The 14568-nt window shown below is 64.8% G+C and carries 15 protein-coding genes; 13 read left to right on the top strand and 2 right to left on the bottom strand.

Annotated features, from left to right (window positions below; all coding sequences use genetic code 11):
• Positions 1-37: 37 nt before the first annotated feature.
• Positions 38-604 (bottom strand): D-alanyl-D-alanine dipeptidase, encoded by a 567-nt coding sequence (gene ddpX / locus H143_RS0104960; RefSeq protein ID WP_019937128.1) that lies wholly within the window; start codon positions 602-604, stop codon positions 38-40.
• A gap of 187 nt (positions 605-791) precedes the next feature.
• On the opposite strand from ddpX, the gene H143_RS0104955 reads away from it, so the two are divergent.
• Positions 792-2999 carry a TonB-dependent siderophore receptor gene (locus H143_RS0104955; RefSeq protein WP_019937127.1) on the top strand — a complete coding sequence of 736 codons (2208 nt, stop codon included), beginning with the start codon at positions 792-794 and terminating at the stop codon, positions 2997-2999.
• Between the two features lie 10 nt (positions 3000-3009).
• Complete coding sequence (locus H143_RS0104950; protein ID WP_019937126.1) at positions 3010-3714, top strand: PepSY-associated TM helix domain-containing protein; 705 nt, start codon at positions 3010-3012, stop codon at positions 3712-3714.
• Between the two features lie 226 nt (positions 3715-3940).
• On the opposite strand, the gene hpaR is transcribed toward H143_RS0104950, so the two are convergent.
• Positions 3941-4390 (bottom strand): homoprotocatechuate degradation operon regulator HpaR, encoded by a 450-nt coding sequence (gene hpaR / locus H143_RS0104945; protein ID WP_019937125.1) that lies wholly within the window; start codon positions 4388-4390, stop codon positions 3941-3943.
• A 69-nt stretch (positions 4391-4459) separates the two neighbouring features.
• On the opposite strand from hpaR, the gene H143_RS0104940 reads away from it, so the two are divergent.
• The 11 genes from H143_RS0104940 (at position 4460) to hpaI (ending at position 14563) form a co-directional block, all read left to right on the top strand.
• A complete protein-coding gene (locus tag H143_RS0104940) occupies positions 4460-5242 on the top strand; it encodes an IclR family transcriptional regulator (RefSeq protein WP_019937124.1) in 783 nt (260 codons plus the stop codon).
• Positions 5243-5420: 178 nt separating this feature from the next.
• Positions 5421-7127 carry an FAD-dependent oxidoreductase gene (locus tag H143_RS0104930; RefSeq protein ID WP_019937122.1) on the top strand — a complete coding sequence of 569 codons (1707 nt, stop codon included), beginning with the start codon at positions 5421-5423 and terminating at the stop codon, positions 7125-7127.
• Positions 7128-7138: 11 nt separating this feature from the next.
• Positions 7139-7444 (top strand): DUF2783 domain-containing protein, encoded by a 306-nt coding sequence (locus H143_RS23235; RefSeq protein WP_019937121.1) that lies wholly within the window; start codon positions 7139-7141, stop codon positions 7442-7444.
• Between the two features lie 57 nt (positions 7445-7501).
• The gene (locus H143_RS0104920; protein WP_019937120.1) at positions 7502-8461 is read left to right on the top strand and encodes an MBL fold metallo-hydrolase; all 960 of its coding nucleotides are present in this window, start codon (positions 7502-7504) and stop codon (positions 8459-8461) included.
• Between the two features lie 154 nt (positions 8462-8615).
• Positions 8616-9290 (top strand): fumarylacetoacetate hydrolase family protein, encoded by a 675-nt coding sequence (locus tag H143_RS0104915; protein ID WP_019937119.1) that lies wholly within the window; start codon positions 8616-8618, stop codon positions 9288-9290.
• Positions 9287-10054: a fumarylacetoacetate hydrolase family protein gene (locus tag H143_RS0104910; protein ID WP_019937118.1), complete on the top strand. Its 768-nt coding sequence runs from the start codon at positions 9287-9289 to the stop codon at positions 10052-10054. The genes H143_RS0104915 and H143_RS0104910 overlap by 4 nt, the downstream gene beginning before the upstream one ends.
• A gap of 41 nt (positions 10055-10095) precedes the next feature.
• The gene (hpaE, locus tag H143_RS0104905; protein ID WP_019937117.1) at positions 10096-11556 is read left to right on the top strand and encodes a 5-carboxymethyl-2-hydroxymuconate semialdehyde dehydrogenase; all 1461 of its coding nucleotides are present in this window, start codon (positions 10096-10098) and stop codon (positions 11554-11556) included.
• Between the two features lie 3 nt (positions 11557-11559).
• Positions 11560-12483, top strand: a complete 924-nt coding sequence (hpaD, locus tag H143_RS0104900) for a 3,4-dihydroxyphenylacetate 2,3-dioxygenase (protein WP_019937116.1) — start codon at positions 11560-11562, stop codon at positions 12481-12483.
• A 7-nt stretch (positions 12484-12490) separates the two neighbouring features.
• On the top strand, positions 12491-12928 hold the full coding sequence (locus H143_RS0104895; protein WP_019937115.1) for a 5-carboxymethyl-2-hydroxymuconate Delta-isomerase: 438 nt from the start codon (positions 12491-12493) through the stop codon (positions 12926-12928).
• Positions 12928-13743 (top strand): 2-oxo-hept-4-ene-1,7-dioate hydratase, encoded by an 816-nt coding sequence (hpaH, locus tag H143_RS0104890; RefSeq protein ID WP_019937114.1) that lies wholly within the window; start codon positions 12928-12930, stop codon positions 13741-13743. Before H143_RS0104895 ends, hpaH begins: the two co-directional genes overlap by 1 nt.
• Before the next feature lie 10 nt (positions 13744-13753).
• Complete coding sequence (gene hpaI / locus H143_RS0104885) at positions 13754-14563, top strand: 4-hydroxy-2-oxoheptanedioate aldolase (RefSeq protein WP_019937113.1); 810 nt, start codon at positions 13754-13756, stop codon at positions 14561-14563.
• The last annotated feature ends 5 nt before the right edge of the window (positions 14564-14568 follow it).

Genomic DNA, 14568 nt, shown 5'->3' with positions numbered 1-14568 from the left:
GGAAGCTCCGGGTGTCGTTGTGAAAACCTGGGTGAACCTACATCAGGCGCAGCGTATGCCCGGCGCCGTCTTCGATCAAGGGCAAGGCGGTCCGCGAGCCGGGCAGTTCGTAATGCCACCACTCACTGGAGATATGCGCAAAGCCCGCGGCGTTCATGATGCCCAGCAGCAGCAGACGGTTGCGCTGTATGGCCTGCGGCAGGCCGTCATGGAAATGGGCCGACGCCAGCGTCATGTCGTCAAAGCCGGTGCCCATGTCCAGCGCCTGTCCGTCGGTGTCGATCAGCGTCAGGTCCACCGCCGTGCCGCGGCTGTGGTTCGAACCCTGCCTGGGATCGGCCACGTAGCGCGCATCGGGCAAAAAGTTCCACAGCGCTTGCTGCGCCTGGGGCGGACGGTAGGCATCGAAGATGCGCAGCGTGCAGCCGGCCTGACGGGCGATGTTCACGGCGCGGCGCAGGGCCGCTTCGGCCTGGGCCAGCAGCAGGCAGTGCGCCTGGCGGTAGATGGGCTGGCCGGTGATGTTGTCGGCCGTGGCGTAGGCCAGGTCGATCTCGAGGCCGTGGGTTTCGGGGGTGATGCTGACGAGGGAAGCGAGGCTCATGAGAGAAGGGCGTAAGGGCGCGCCGGTGCGCCGCCTGTGCGAATGAAAAGGACCTGCATTCCGATGGTACAGGTCTTCTGAATTCCCCCGGCTTTCATTTTCCTTTCAGATCGATATAATTAATGAGATTGATTCTCAATATATTTCAGTAAAAAGCAAAATCCACGCAAGAGAAAAAAAGGCGCGTATGCAGCAACACGAGATATTCCCGATTGTTCCCATCCGCGCATCGCGGATCAAGCGCGCGGCGCCGGTGGCTCTGGCTGTTCTGCTGGCCCAGGCCTGGACCGCGGCCTCGGCGGCCGATTCCGCCCTCGCGTCCTCTGCCTCGTCGTCTCCCGCCCTACTCGACGCTGTCAAAATCCAGGGCAGTGCAATCGACGGCTATACCCCGGAGCCAGACGCGGGCGTCACACGCACCGACGCGCCCGTCATGGAAATTCCCCAAGCGGTCGTTTCCGTGCCGGCCCAGGTCATATCGGACCAGCGACCGCAGAACCTGGACGACGCGCTGGGCAACATCAGCGGCATTACGCAGGCCAATACACTGGGCGGCACGGAGGATTCGTTCACCAAACGCGGTTTCGGCGACAACCGCGACTGGTCGATCTTTCAGAACGGCATGCCGATTGTGCAGGGACGCGTGCTCAACGCCACCACCGATCACGTGGAGGTGCTCAAGGGACCTTCATCGGTACTCTACGGAATCATGGACCCGGGTGGCGCTGTCAACGTCATCTCCAAGCAGCCGCGTTTGACGCCCCACACCGAGTTGAGCGTAGGCGGCTCAACTTACGGCGCGGGCAAGAACGGCGGCGATGTGACGCTGGATTCCACCGGGGCCATCGTCAACACTCGCCTGGCCTACCGCCTCATCGCCGACTTTAGCAACGAGACCTATTGGCGCAACTTCGGCACGCATCGAGAGGCGCTGATCGCGCCTTCGCTGGCCTGGCTAGGCAACGATACGCAAGTCACCGTGTCCTACCAGCACCGGAACTTCCTCTATCCCTTTGACCGCGGCACGGCCCTGAATCCGGCCACGCTCAAGCCGCTGGACATCCCGGCCGATCGCCGCCTGGACGCATACAACAACGATATGTGGGGCGAGTCCAACCTGCTGCAGTTTTCCGCCGATCATCAATTCAACAGCGAGTGGGGCGGACATGTGGGCTACAACTACAACGACGAAACCTACGACGCCAACCAAATGCAGATCAGCGGCGTCAATACCGCGACCGGCACCTTGACACGCCGCAATAACGGCACCTTCGGCGCCGATTCGTTCGACCATTATTTCACCGCATCTCTGGCCGGCAAATTCGACGTGGCCGGCATGCGCAACGAATTGACGTTCGGCACGGATTTCGAACACCGAAAAATCTACCGCGCCGATCTGACCCGGGACGCGGCCACCTGCACCTTCAGCTACATCAACCCGGTCTACGATTGCGAACCGCAGACCTCGACAGTGTCGGCCTCCGATAGCGACCAGACCGACACTTACCGGGGCATGGGGATCTGGGCGCAGGACTCTCTGCACCTGTCCGATAAATGGATCCTGGTGGGCGGACTGCGCTACCAGCGCTGGGGTGAACAGGCCGGCAAGGGCCGGCCCTTCAGGGCCAATACCAATACCGACGGCGGCAAGGTCCTGCCCAAGCTGGGCGTGGTCTACAAGTGGAACGACGCGCTGTCGCTGTACGCCAGCTACACCGAATCGCTCAAGCCTTCGATGAGTATCGCGGCCCTGGCCGGCGGGGTGGTGATCGATTCAGCCGTGCAGCCCGAACAATCCCGTTCCTGGGAAGTCGGCGCCAAGTGGGACATGGCCCAGGGACTGTCCAGCACTTTCGCGCTTTTCGACATCCGCAAGCGCAATGTGCTGGCATCGCAATATGACGCCACGCTCGGGCAAAACGTGGCCCGCGCCGTGGGCGCGGTCCGTTCGCGCGGCATCGAATTCGACATGACAGGCAGGATAAGCCCCAGGTGGAGCGCGATTGCCAGCTACGCCTACATCGACGCCGTGGTCACCAGGGATCCGCTATACGCCGGCTGGGCCGTGGCGCAAGCGGCGCGTCACACGGCCTCGCTCAACCTGGCTTATGACGCCGGCCGGGTGGCGGGCGCAAACCTGCGCATCGGCGGCGGTGCGCGCTATGTGGGCGTGCGCTCGGGCGAATTGGGCACGCCTTACTTCACGTTGCCCGCCTATACCGTGTTCAACGCTTTCGCCACTTACGACACGAGGATAGGCGGCCACAAGACGCGCTTCCAGTTGAACGTGAGCAATCTCTTTAACCGTGTGTACTACACGTCCGCCGTCAATCCGTATTTCGTCGCGCTTGGCAATTCGCGGCAGATCATGCTGCGCACAAGCTTCGAGTTGTAAAGGCGCATAGATGACACGCACGATTCAGATCAATTCCGCCACCCCGGCAGCCGTTGTCGCTCGCGCACCCGAGAAATCCCCGCAGCATGCGCGCGCGCACCGCCGGGGCGCTTTCATCAAATGGCTGCGCAAGGCGCATGGCTGGCTGGGCTTGTGGGGCGCGGCGATGGGCCTGATGTTCGGCATCAGCGGTTTTTTCCAGAACCACCGCGCGGTCATGAAGATCGATACGCCCGCGCCGGTCGTCACCCGCATCCGCATGCAAGTGCCCGAGACAGTGCCGCAGGAGCCGGCGGACGTGGCGGCCTGGCTGCAGCGCGAATGGAATCTGGTCAAGCCCGTGGAGCGCGTCGCGCGCAGCGCCGGCCAGACCGTCTCCTGGAACGGCCAGACGGTGCAGTTGCCCGAGCACTGGCAGATACGCTTTCGCACGCCGCATTACCTGATCCAGGCCGATTACACGCCCGCGACCCGCCAGGTTTCGGCGCGCCAGGTGATGCCGGGCTGGCTGGGCGTAATCGAAAACCTGCACCGTGCCAACGGCGTCGGCATGGCCTGGGTGCTGTTGTCGGACACCATCGCGGGGAGCCTGGTCTTGCTGTCGCTCACGGGTCTGCTGTTGTGGACCGAGCTGGAGCGCAGGAAACTGGTGGGCGCGACGGTGTTCGCGGCGTCGGTTGCGGCTGTGCTGGCGGCGACGGCCGTGACGCTGTAGGGCCTGCGCCGAAAGCCCTTTATCGAAGGCTGCTTGCGACACCGTGATGTGCGCGTCGTATATGACCTCGGCGCGGGTGAGGCCGGGCGCCAGCCAAGCGAGGATCGCCGCGCCTCCCCTGCGCAGCAACCTGCAGCGAGTGACGGCGGGCTGGCGGTGGCCGTTACGGGCCTTCTGGAAGCGGCCATGCGCGATGGCGATGCCTTCTATTTAGATAATATGTTATCTAAATAGAAGGCCCTTTGCCCTGTTTGACCAAGGTGACCGCCTCGTCGATGTCGCGATACAGGCGGTCGAGCAACTGCTTGCCTATCATTGCTTCCAGTTCCCGGTATTTCTGGTCGATCTTGGGACGCATGCGCTCGATGAGCTTGCGGCTCTTGGCCGTGAGCGAGATTTTCTGGCGCCGCTGGTCCTCGTCCGAGCGCGCGCGCACGATCAGGCCGGTTTCTTCCATGCCGGCGAGGATGCGGGTCAGGCTGGGTCCCAGGAGCTGGCAGTGCTTGGCGATCTGGTTGGGCTCGATGGCGCCCGTGTCGCTCAAGCTGCGCAGCACGCGCCATTGCTGCTCGGTAAGCCCCGCCTCTTTCAGTACGGGGCGGAAATGCTGCATCAGCGTCTCGCGCGCGTGCAGCAGCAAGTGCGGCAGATTGCGGTGGTGAAAGGGGGCTTTCATACCCGCATGTTAGCAAGGGGCAGGGCTGCAGGGCAGTATCATTGCGCCTCCGATTGCATCGCGATTCCCATGGCCACAGAACGAAGAGGTATCCAGTCCATCGAGGTCGGCGGCACGCTGCTGCGCGCCTTGGTCGACCATGGCGGCCCCATGCTCCTGGGGGATCTCGCGCGCAAGGCGGGCATGGCGCCCGCCAAGGCCCATCCTTACCTGGTCAGTTACTGCAATCTGGGTCTGATCCAACAGGATGCCTCCTCGGGACGCTACGAGCTCGGTCCGTTCGCGCTGCAGATGGGACTCATCAGCCTGCAGCGTTGCGATCCGGTGCGCACGGCGATTCCCCTGGTGAACGAGAGACTGTCGCGTTTTGGCCAGACGGTCGCGCTGGCGACCGCAGGCAGCCAGGGGCCGACCATCGTGCACATCCATCCCGCGACTGCCGCCATTCATGTGACCATGCGTACTGGAACGGTCATGTCCTTGCTGCAGACCGCGACGGGACAGGTCTTTGCCGCCTATCTTCCGGCCGCGGCGGTCGAATCGCTGATCGCCCTGGAGGAGGCCGGTGCCTTGCAGATAGGCGCTTCGCGGCGGCGCTTTACCCGCCGGGAAGTCCAGGCGCGCCTGGCCGAAGTCAGGCGCCACGGACTGGCTCGCAGCATCGACGACCCCGTCGCCGGCATCAGCGCCCTGAGCGCCCCGGTCTTTGACCACAGCCGCAACATCGTGCTGGCCGTCACGCTCATCGGCCCCAGCGGCTCGGTCGAGGCGTCCTACGACGGCGAACTGGCGACGGTGCTGGTTGAATGTGCCGCCACGGTGTCCTCGCGCCTGGGCTATATCTCCGGCTAGCCCAGCGCGCGCCCGATCCCATCGAAAGCTTGCCCGGCACGCGAGGCCGTGCGCCGCGGCAGTGCGCGCCCGTCGTTTCCGCGGCGGGGATCGCCGCGCACGGGTCTTGCCTAATGCCGGGGTGGTTCGTTATTATTTAATGAATTAAACATTATATAAAAATAGCTCGGAGCGAGACATGCAAGGCAAATCCGAAGCGGCCGTCGATTACCAGAAACTGCAGTTCGCCTACCGCCGCGTGGGCGAGGTGCCGCAGCGCGTGCATCCGGTAGCCGTCGTCGGAGCGGGCCCCATAGGGCTGGCTGCCGCCATCGACCTGGCCCAGCAGGGCGTGCCGGTGGTTTTGCTGGACAACGACGACACCCTCTCCACAGGTTCGCGCGCCATCTGCTTCGCCAAGCGCACGCTGGAAATCTTCGATCGCCTGGGTTGCGGCCAGCGTATGGTCGACAAGGGCGTGTGCTGGAACGTCGGCAAGGTGTTCCTGCGCGACGAGCAGGTCTACGCCTTCGACCTGCTGCCTGAAACCGGTCACCGGCGTCCGGCCTTCATCAATCTGCAGCAGTACTACGTCGAGGGCTACCTGGCCGAAAGGGCCGCCGAATTCGGCAACATCGACATACGCTGGAAGAACGAAGTGGTGGGCATCGAGCAGCGCGCGGACCGCGTCACGCTGGACATCGCCACGCCGGAAGGGCGCTATGCGCTCGATGCCCGCTACGTGGTCGCCGCCGACGGCTCGCGCAGCGCGATGCGCCGCGCCCTGGGGCAGGAAAGCCATGGCCGCACCTTCAAGGACCGCTTCCTGATCGCCGACGTGAAGATGAAGGCGCCATTCCCGGCCGAGCGCTGGTTCTGGTTCGATCCGCCTTTTCACCCCAACCAGTCGGTGCTGCTGCACCGGCAGCCCGACGATGTCTGGCGCATCGATTTTCAGCTGGGGTGGGACGCGGATCCGGCCGCGGAAAAGGAGCCTGCGCGCGTGATCCCGCGCATCAAGGCGCTGCTGGGCGAAGACGTGGATTTCGAGCTGGAATGGGTCAGCGTCTACACCTTCTCGTGCCTGCGCATGGATCGTTTTCGCCATGGCCGCGTCCTGTTCGCCGGCGATTCGGCGCATGGCGTGTCGCCCTTCGGCGCGCGCGGCGCGAACAGCGGAATCCAGGATGCCGACAACCTGGCCTGGAAGCTCAAGCTCGTGCTGGACGGCACCGCCCCCGACGCCTTGCTCGACAGCTATGCGTCCGAGCGCGAATACGCCGCGGACGAGAACATCCTGAACTCCACGCGCTCGACCGATTTCATCACGCCCAAGACCCCGATCTCGCGCATCTTTCGCGACGCTACGCTCAAGCTGGCCCGCACCTGTCCTTTCGCGCGGCGCCTGGTCAATAGCGGGCGCTTGTCGGTTCCCGCGGTGCTGCGCGAATCGGTGTTGAACACGCCGGACAGCGCGGACGATGCGTTCGATTCCCGCGTGGTGCCCGGCGCCCCCATTCCGGATGCGCCCATCAGGATGCAGGGGAGTCCGGCGTGGTTTCTGGACCGCATATCCGGCAACGTATTCGCGGGCTTGCATTTCTGCGGCACGGGCGAAGATGCGCGCACGGCTGCCGGGCAACTGGCCGCGTTCGCATATCCCGGCGTCGCGCTGGACAGGCTGCTGGTTCTGGCGCCCGGGGCGATCCTGGACGACACGGCCTTGCCCTGCGGCGTGGCCGCGATCGAGGATGCCCAGGGCGTGCTGGCCCGGCGCCTGGACGCCAAGGCTGGCTCCTTCTACCTGCTGCGCCCGGACCAGCACCTGTGCGCGCGCTGGCGCGCCTGGAACGAGGCCGCGGTGGCCGCTGCCATCGGGCGCGCCATCGGCAGGCAGCAGCAATGAGTGGAGCCGCCATGACCCTGAACATCGAACCGAACATCGCCGATCCGGATGCCTTCTACGAGCGCCTGATCGAAACCCATACCGGCCTGGCGCACGCGCAGAGCGTGGCCTTGAATGCCAAGGCCGTGGCATTGCTCTCTGACCTGATCGGCGATAAAAAAGTCCTGCAGGAGGCGGCAAGCATCGCGGCCGATGGGCAGGCCGGGGCCGACGGCCCTGAGCACGACGCCAAATTTCTTCTGCTTCTGGCCAATCACGTCGGCGACATCGCGCAGCTTGTGCGCGTGCTGGACCAGGCCAGAGCGCAAGTCGTCTGATCGACCTTTTCCTTTTCACCCAGCCCCTCAACCACGCAAATGCGACGGAGAATCTTCATGGCTAAGGCATTCGCTTCCCAGGCCGACCTGGAAGCCAAGAAAATCACCTGGACTCAACTTTCCGAAAACGCCTACGCCTATACGGCCGAAGGCGATCCCAACTCCGGCGTGATCATCGGCGACGATGGTGTCCTCATCGTCGACACCACGGCCACGCCCGCCATGGCGCAGGATCTGATCGCCAAGATCCGTTCGGTGACGGACAAGCCGATCAAGTACGTGGTGCTGTCGCACTATCACGCCGTGCGCGTGCTGGGCGCCTCGGCCTACTTCAAGGAAGGCGCCGAGCAGGTCATCGCCAGCCGCGGCACGTATGAAATGATCGTCGAGCGCGGCGAAGCCGACATGAAATCGGAAATCGAACGCTTCCCGCGCCTGTTCGCCGGTGTCGAGACCGTGCCCGGCCTGACCTGGCCCACGCTGGTCTTCGACCAGGAAATCACGCTGTTCCTGGGCAAGCTGGAAGTGCGCATCGCCCACGTCGGCGCGGGCCATACCAAGGGCGACACCATTGTCTGGCTGCCTGCGCAAAAAGTGCTGTTTTCGGGCGACCTGGTCGAATACGACGCGGCCTGCTATTGCGGCGACGCCCAGCTGGAGGAATGGCCTGCGACGCTCGAAGCTCTGCGCGCTTTCGGCGCTCAGAAACTGGTTCCGGGCCGCGGTCCTGCCTTGACCAGTCCGCAGGAAGTCGACAAGGGGCTGGACTACACGCGTGACTTCGTCACGACCCTGCTGCAAAGCGGCCGCGAGGCGGTCAAGCAGAAGCTGGATCTGAAGGGCTCGATGGCCCTGATCCGCAAATCCATGGACCCGAAGTTCGGTCAGGTCTTCATCTACGAACACTGCCTGCCCTTCGATGTATCCCGTGCCTATGACGAAGCCAGCGGGATCAAACATCCCCGCATCTGGACGGCGCAACGCGACAAGGAAATGTGGGACGCATTGCAGGCCTGACCTCCTGCTCCATGCAAAGCGGCTTGCGCCGTGTTGCCGCCCGTTGACAAGCAGGCCCGGGGGCGCCGACAATATAGATAACATGTTATCTATATTGTCGGCCTGGCCCGAGACTTTCAGGCGGGGCAGGCTACCCACCCGGTTGGTATCGACCATGACATTCGCGCCCCCGTCCCTGTTCTACGACGACCCACCCTACCGGCTGAGCGGCGTGGTGTATGGGCCCTTGCTGAATCAGCGCTGCGCCCTGGAGCGCCTTGGCGATGCCGTTGACCAACCGCCCTACAAGGGCGCGCCCAAGGGCCCGGTGCTCTATATGAAGCCGCGCAATACGCTGGCCTGCGACGGCCAGCGTATTGCCGTTCCCGACGGCGTGCAGGCCATGCGCGTCGGCGCGACGCTGGGCCTGGTGGTGGGGCGCACCGCTTGCCGCGTGTCGGCTGCAACAGCCCTGGATCATGTGGCCGGCCTGGTGCTGGTGGCTGACCTGACGGTGCCGCACGACACGTTCTATCGGCCTTCCGCGCCGTTCGTGGCGCGCGACGCCTCCTGTTTCATCGGGCCGCGCATAATCCCTCTGGCGCAAGTCGGGGATCCGAACGCGGTGACGCTGTCGGTGCGCGTGGGCGAGACGCACGCCACGGCTTGCTTGGCGGACATGGTGCGACCCGCGGCCCGCCTGCTGGCCGACGTCACCGAATTCATGACCTTGTCGGTCGGAGACCTGCTGCTGCTGGGTACCTGCGCCGACATGCCCTTGTTGGGCCGGGGCCAGGCATTCGTCATCGGCGCGCCGGGCATGGACGAACTGCACGGAGGTGCGCAATGAAGACGGCACGCGTAGCCTATGGCGGCGCGATACACACCGCGACGCCGCATGAACGGGGCCTGCGCCTGGCCGACGGCCGGGTGCTGCGCGAGCAAGACGTGGTGTGGCTGCCGCCGTTCGAGGTCGGCACCCTGATCGCGCTGGGCCTGAACTACGCCGATCACGTCAAGGAGCTTTCCAGGGAACTGACCGTCACCAGCAAGGATGAGCCTCTGGTGTTCTTCAAGGGGCCGGGCGCGGTGGTGGGCCACCGAGCGCAGACACGCCGCCCCAGGGATGCCGCCTTCATGCACTATGAATGCGAACTGGGTGTGGTGATCGGCAAGCCGGCCAGGAACGTGAAGGCTGCCCAGGCCATGGCGCACGTGGCGGGTTATACGGTCTGCAACGACTATGCCATCCGTGACTACCTGGAAAACTGGTACCGGCCCAACCTGCGGGTCAAGAACCGCGATACCTGCACCGGCATGGGCCCGTGGCTGGTCGATGCCGCGCAGGTGAGCGATCCGCACGATCTGGCCCTGCGCACCAGGGTCAACGGCAAGATCACCCAGCAAGGCACGACGGCGAACATGGTCAACGACATTGCGGCCTTGATCGAATATCTCAGCGGCTTCATGACGCTGCTGCCCGGCGACGTTATCCTGACAGGCACGCCGGATGGTGTGGTCAACGTCGACGAAGGCGACGAAGTCGTATGCGAAATCGACGGCATCGGGTCGCTGCACAACACCATCGTCGGCGACGACGTCTTCGGCTGCTGACGCAGACCGGCGCCGAGCGCCCAGGGACACAGGAAGCATCCATGCGCATAGAACATCTGATCGACGGCAAGGCCGTCGCGGGCAGGAGTTACTTCGAGACCGTCAACCCGGCCACGCAGCAAGTGCTGGCCGAAGTGGCGGCGGGCGGACAGGACGAGGTCAACGCGGCCGTCGCCGCCGCCAAGGCGGCCTTTCCCAAGTGGGCCGATACGCCCGCCACGCAACGGGCCCAGGCCATACGCAAGCTGGGCGATCTGATCGCCCGGCACGTGCCCGAGATCGCCCAGACCGAAACCGACGACTGCGGCCAGGTCATCGCCCAGACCGGCAAGCAGCTCGTGCCGCGCGCGGCGGACAACTTCTATTATTTCGCCGAGATGTGTACCCGCGTGGACGGCCATACCTATCCCACGCCTACGCACTTGAACTACACCTTGTTCCATCCGGTCGGGGTCTGTGCCCTGATCAGTCCGTGGAATGTGCCTTTCATGACGGCCACCTGGAAGGTCGCGCCCTGTCTGGCCTTCGGCAACACGGCGGTGCTCAAGATGAGCGAGCTCTCGCCGCTGTCGGCGGCCCGCCTGGGCGAACTGGCCTTGGAGGCGGGCATCCCGCCGGGCGTGCTCAACCTGGTCCACGGCTACGGGCGCGATGCCGGCGAGCCGCTGGTGGCGCACCCCGATGTGCGCGCTGTGTCCTTCACCGGTTCGACAGCGACCGGCAACCGCATCGTGCAGGCGGCGGGCCTGAAGAAATTCAGCATGGAACTGGGCGGCAAGAGCCCCTTCGTCGTTTTCGAGGACGCCGATATGGCGCGCGCGCTGGATGCGGCCGTATTCATGATCTTCAGCAACAACGGCGAGCGCTGCACCGCGGGCTCGCGCATTCTGGTGCAGCGCAGCGTCTACGCCGCCTTTGTCGAAAAGTTCGTCGAGCGCGCCAAGCGCATCGCGGTGGGCGACCCGCTGGACGAGAAGACCCTCATCGGACCGATGATCTCCCAGGCCCACCTGGCCAAGGTGCGCCATTACATCGAGCTCGGCTCCAAGGAAGGCGCCACCCTGCTGTGTGGCGGCCTGGATGCGCCCGCCGGCCTGCCGCAGCGGGTCAGGAAAGGCAACTATGTGGCGCCGACGGTCTTTGCCGACGTCGACAACCGCATGAAGATCGCGCAGGACGAGATATTCGGTCCGGTGGCCTGCCTGATTCCCTTCAAGGACGAGGCCCATGCCGTCGCGCTGGCCAACGATATCCAGTATGGCCTGTCGAGCTACGTGTGGACCGAGAACATCGGCCGCGCCCACCGCGTGGCCGCGAGCATCGAGGCGGGCATGTGCTTTATCAACAGCCAGAACGTGCGCGACCTGCGTCAGCCCTTTGGTGGCACCAAGGCTTCGGGCACGGGGCGCGAAGGCGGCACCTGGAGCTACGAGGTGTTTTGCGAACCCAAGAACGTGGCTGTGTCGCTGGGCAGCCATCACATCCCGCACTGGGGAGCCTGAACCATGGGCAAGCTCGCGCTCGCCGCCAAGATCACGCATGTGCCTTCCTTGTATCTGAGCGAGCTGGACGGCCCGCGCAAAGGCAGCCGGCAGCGCGCCATCGACGGTCTCAAGGAAATCGGCCGCCGCTGCCGCGCGCTGGAGGTGGACACCATCGTGGTGTTCGATACGCATTGGCTGGTCAATGCCAGTTATCACATCAATTGCGCTGCGCACTTCAAGGGTGTGTACACCAGCAACGAGCTGCCGCATTTCATCAGCAATATGCCCTACGAGATTCCAGGCAATCCGGCGCTGGGCCGGCTGCTGGCGCAGTCGTGCAACGACTGGGGGGTAGAGACGCTGGCCCACGACGCCACAACGCTGGCCCCCGAGTACGGCACGCTGGTGCCGATGCGCTATATGAACGAGGACCTGCATTTCAAGGCCATCTGTGTTTCCGCGCTGTGCACGAGCCACTATCTGAATGACAGCGCCCGCCTGGGCTGGGCCATGCGGCGCGCGGTGGAAGATCATTACCAAGGCAATGTGGCCTTCCTGGCGAGCGGATCGCTGTCGCACCGTTTTGCGCAGAACGGGCTTGCGCCCCAGTTCGCCGACCGGGTCTGGAGTCCTTTCCTGGAGCGGCTCGACCACGATGTGGTGCGCATGTGGCAGGCCGGGGAATGGGCCGATTTCTGCGCCATGCTGCCCGAATACGCGGTCAAGGGACATGGTGAGGGCTTTATGCATGACACCGCCATGCTGCTCGGGGCGTTGGGCTGGTCGGCCTACGACGGCAAGGCCCAGGTGCTGACACCGTACTTCGGTTCGTCCGCCACCGGGCAGATCAATGCCGTCCTGCCCGTCACGCCCCAGGATGGCCGTGCAGTCCCGAAGGCGCAGGCCAGCAGCGCCGAGGGGTTCCAGGCCATATCCCGTCTGTGAGGTAACGATGCCGCATCTGGTGATTCTCTATTCCGGCAACCTGGATCGCGATCTGGACATGGCGGCCGTGTGCCGCGGCCTGGCAGATGCCATGCTCTCGGTCAGGGACGACGAAGGCAAATCCGTGTTTCCCCTCGGCGGTACGCGCGTTCTGGCCTATCCCGCGCCGTACTTCGCGGTGTCCGACGGCGGCCAGGCCGGCTGCGCTGCCGGCGAATCCGGCGACTACGGGTTCATGTACCTGAACCTGCGCATGGCCCGCGGTCGCAGCGAGGCGGTGCAGCGGCGCGTCGGACAGGCCGTGTCCGAGGCGGCCCGCGATCTGCTCGGGCCTTTGAAACAGACGCGGCGAGTCGGGCTGACGTTTCAGGTCGACGTAGGGGCCGAAGTCTACGACGCCAAGTTCGGCAATCTGCACGATCTGTTTCAGAAAGAGGTCCGTTAGTGTTCGACGATGCACTGATCCAGAGCCTGGCCCGAGAACTATCCGAATCGGAAAGGAGCCGCGTCCAGGTCGCGCATTTCTCGCGCCGCTTCCCGGGCATGACGATCGAGGACGGCTATCGCATCAGTCGCGCCTGGGTGGCCATGCAGCGGGCCCAAGGCCGCCGCGTCATCGGCCACAAGATAGGCCTGACCTCGCGCGCCATGCAGCTGAGCAGCCAGATCGACGAGCCGGACTACGGCACCCTGCTGGACAGCATGCTTTTCACCTGCGAGGCCGGCAAGGAGCTGGATATCCCGGCGGCCCGTTTCATCGCACCCCGGGTCGAAGTGGAGCTGGCCTTCGTGCTCAAGGACCCGCTGCACGGTCCCGGCGTCACGATCGAGCAGGTGCTGGCCGCCACGCAATACGTCACGCCAGCCATCGAGATCATCGACGCGCGCATCGAGCAGTTCGACCGCCACACCAAGGCCGCCCGCAAGGTATACGACACCATCAGCGACAACGCCGCCAACGCGGGCGTGGTTGTGGGCGGCCGGCGCATTGCGCCCTCGCAGGCGGACTTGCCGTGGTGCGGCGCCATTCTGCGGCAAAATGGCGCGGTCGAGGAAACCGGTCTGGCCGCGGGCGTGCAGGGCCATCCGGCCGTGGGCATTGCCTGGCTGGCCGACAAGCTCGCGCCCTGGGGCGAATCCCTGCAGGCTGGCCAGATTGTGCTTGCGGGGTCTTTCACCCGTCCTGTCGCCGCCCGGCCGGGCGATCGTTTCGAAGCCGACTACGGCCCGCTCGGCACCCTGAAATTCCGTTTCATCTGAGGACGCCATCATGGAAATGCCACGCAATACTTTCAAGGCCGCGCTCAAGGCGGGCCAGGCGCAGATCGGCCTGTGGGTCGGGCTGTCCGACTCCTACGTAGCCGAGGCGCTGGGCGGCGCGGGCTTCGATTGGCTGCTCATCGATGGCGAGCACGCGCCCAACGACGTGCGCAGCATCCTGCGCCAGCTGCAAGCTCTGGCGGCCTATCCGGTGCATCCCATCGTGCGGCCGGTGATAGGCGATGCGCACCTGATCAAGCAGATCCTGGAAGTCGGGGCGCAGACCCTGCTGATTCCCGTGGTCGAGACCGCCGAACAGGCCAGGGAAATGGTTGCCGCCACGCGCTATCCACCTCATGGCATACGCGGTGTGGGCAGCGCGCTGGCGCGTTCCTCGCGCTGGAACCAGATCAAAGACTATGTGCACAAGGCCGACGAGCAAATGTGCCTGCTGGTGCAAGTCGAGACCCGCGCCGGCATGGAAAACCTGGACCAGATTGCCGCAGTGCCGGGCGTGGACGGTGTTTTCTTCGGCCCCGCCGATCTTTCGGCGTCGATGGGCTATCTGGGCCAGACCACGCACCCGCAGGTGCACAAGGCCATCCTCGACGGCATCCGGCGTGTGCGCGACGCAGGCAAGGCGCCGGGAATACTCTGTTCCGATGAGGCGCTGTCGCGGGAATACCTCGCTGCGGGCGCGCTTTTCGTGGCGGTCGGGGTGGATTCTTCCGTGTTGGTGCGCGCAGCAACGCAGCTGGCGCAGTCCTTCAAGGGCCCCCCGGCCGGCGCGGGCAAAACGCAATCGTCATCGGGCTACTGACCCGG

The organism is Bordetella sp. FB-8, assembly GCF_000382185.1.
GTDB lineage: Bacteria > Pseudomonadota > Gammaproteobacteria > Burkholderiales > Burkholderiaceae_B > Bordetella.
This window is presented reverse-complemented; position numbering and strand designations above follow the sequence as displayed.

What these genes read in the sequence shown, in the direction of transcription:
- ddpX (WP_019937128.1), bottom strand. Translation starts at nt 604, where the DNA reads ATGAGCCTCGCTTCCCTCGTCAGCATCACCCCCGAAACCCACGGCCTC.
- H143_RS0104955 (WP_019937127.1), top strand. Translation starts at nt 792, where the DNA reads ATGCAGCAACACGAGATATTCCCGATTGTTCCCATCCGCGCATCGCGG.
- H143_RS0104950 (WP_019937126.1), top strand. Translation starts at nt 3,010, where the DNA reads ATGACACGCACGATTCAGATCAATTCCGCCACCCCGGCAGCCGTTGTC.
- hpaR (WP_019937125.1), bottom strand. Translation starts at nt 4,390, where the DNA reads ATGAAAGCCCCCTTTCACCACCGCAATCTGCCGCACTTGCTGCTGCAC.
- H143_RS0104940 (WP_019937124.1), top strand. Translation starts at nt 4,460, where the DNA reads ATGGCCACAGAACGAAGAGGTATCCAGTCCATCGAGGTCGGCGGCACG.
- H143_RS0104930 (WP_019937122.1), top strand. Translation starts at nt 5,421, where the DNA reads ATGCAAGGCAAATCCGAAGCGGCCGTCGATTACCAGAAACTGCAGTTC.
- H143_RS23235 (WP_019937121.1), top strand. Translation starts at nt 7,139, where the DNA reads ATGACCCTGAACATCGAACCGAACATCGCCGATCCGGATGCCTTCTAC.
- H143_RS0104920 (WP_019937120.1), top strand. Translation starts at nt 7,502, where the DNA reads ATGGCTAAGGCATTCGCTTCCCAGGCCGACCTGGAAGCCAAGAAAATC.
- H143_RS0104915 (WP_019937119.1), top strand. Translation starts at nt 8,616, where the DNA reads ATGACATTCGCGCCCCCGTCCCTGTTCTACGACGACCCACCCTACCGG.
- H143_RS0104910 (WP_019937118.1), top strand. Translation starts at nt 9,287, where the DNA reads ATGAAGACGGCACGCGTAGCCTATGGCGGCGCGATACACACCGCGACG.
- hpaE (WP_019937117.1), top strand. Translation starts at nt 10,096, where the DNA reads ATGCGCATAGAACATCTGATCGACGGCAAGGCCGTCGCGGGCAGGAGT.
- hpaD (WP_019937116.1), top strand. Translation starts at nt 11,560, where the DNA reads ATGGGCAAGCTCGCGCTCGCCGCCAAGATCACGCATGTGCCTTCCTTG.
- H143_RS0104895 (WP_019937115.1), top strand. Translation starts at nt 12,491, where the DNA reads ATGCCGCATCTGGTGATTCTCTATTCCGGCAACCTGGATCGCGATCTG.
- hpaI (WP_019937113.1), top strand. Translation starts at nt 13,754, where the DNA reads ATGGAAATGCCACGCAATACTTTCAAGGCCGCGCTCAAGGCGGGCCAG.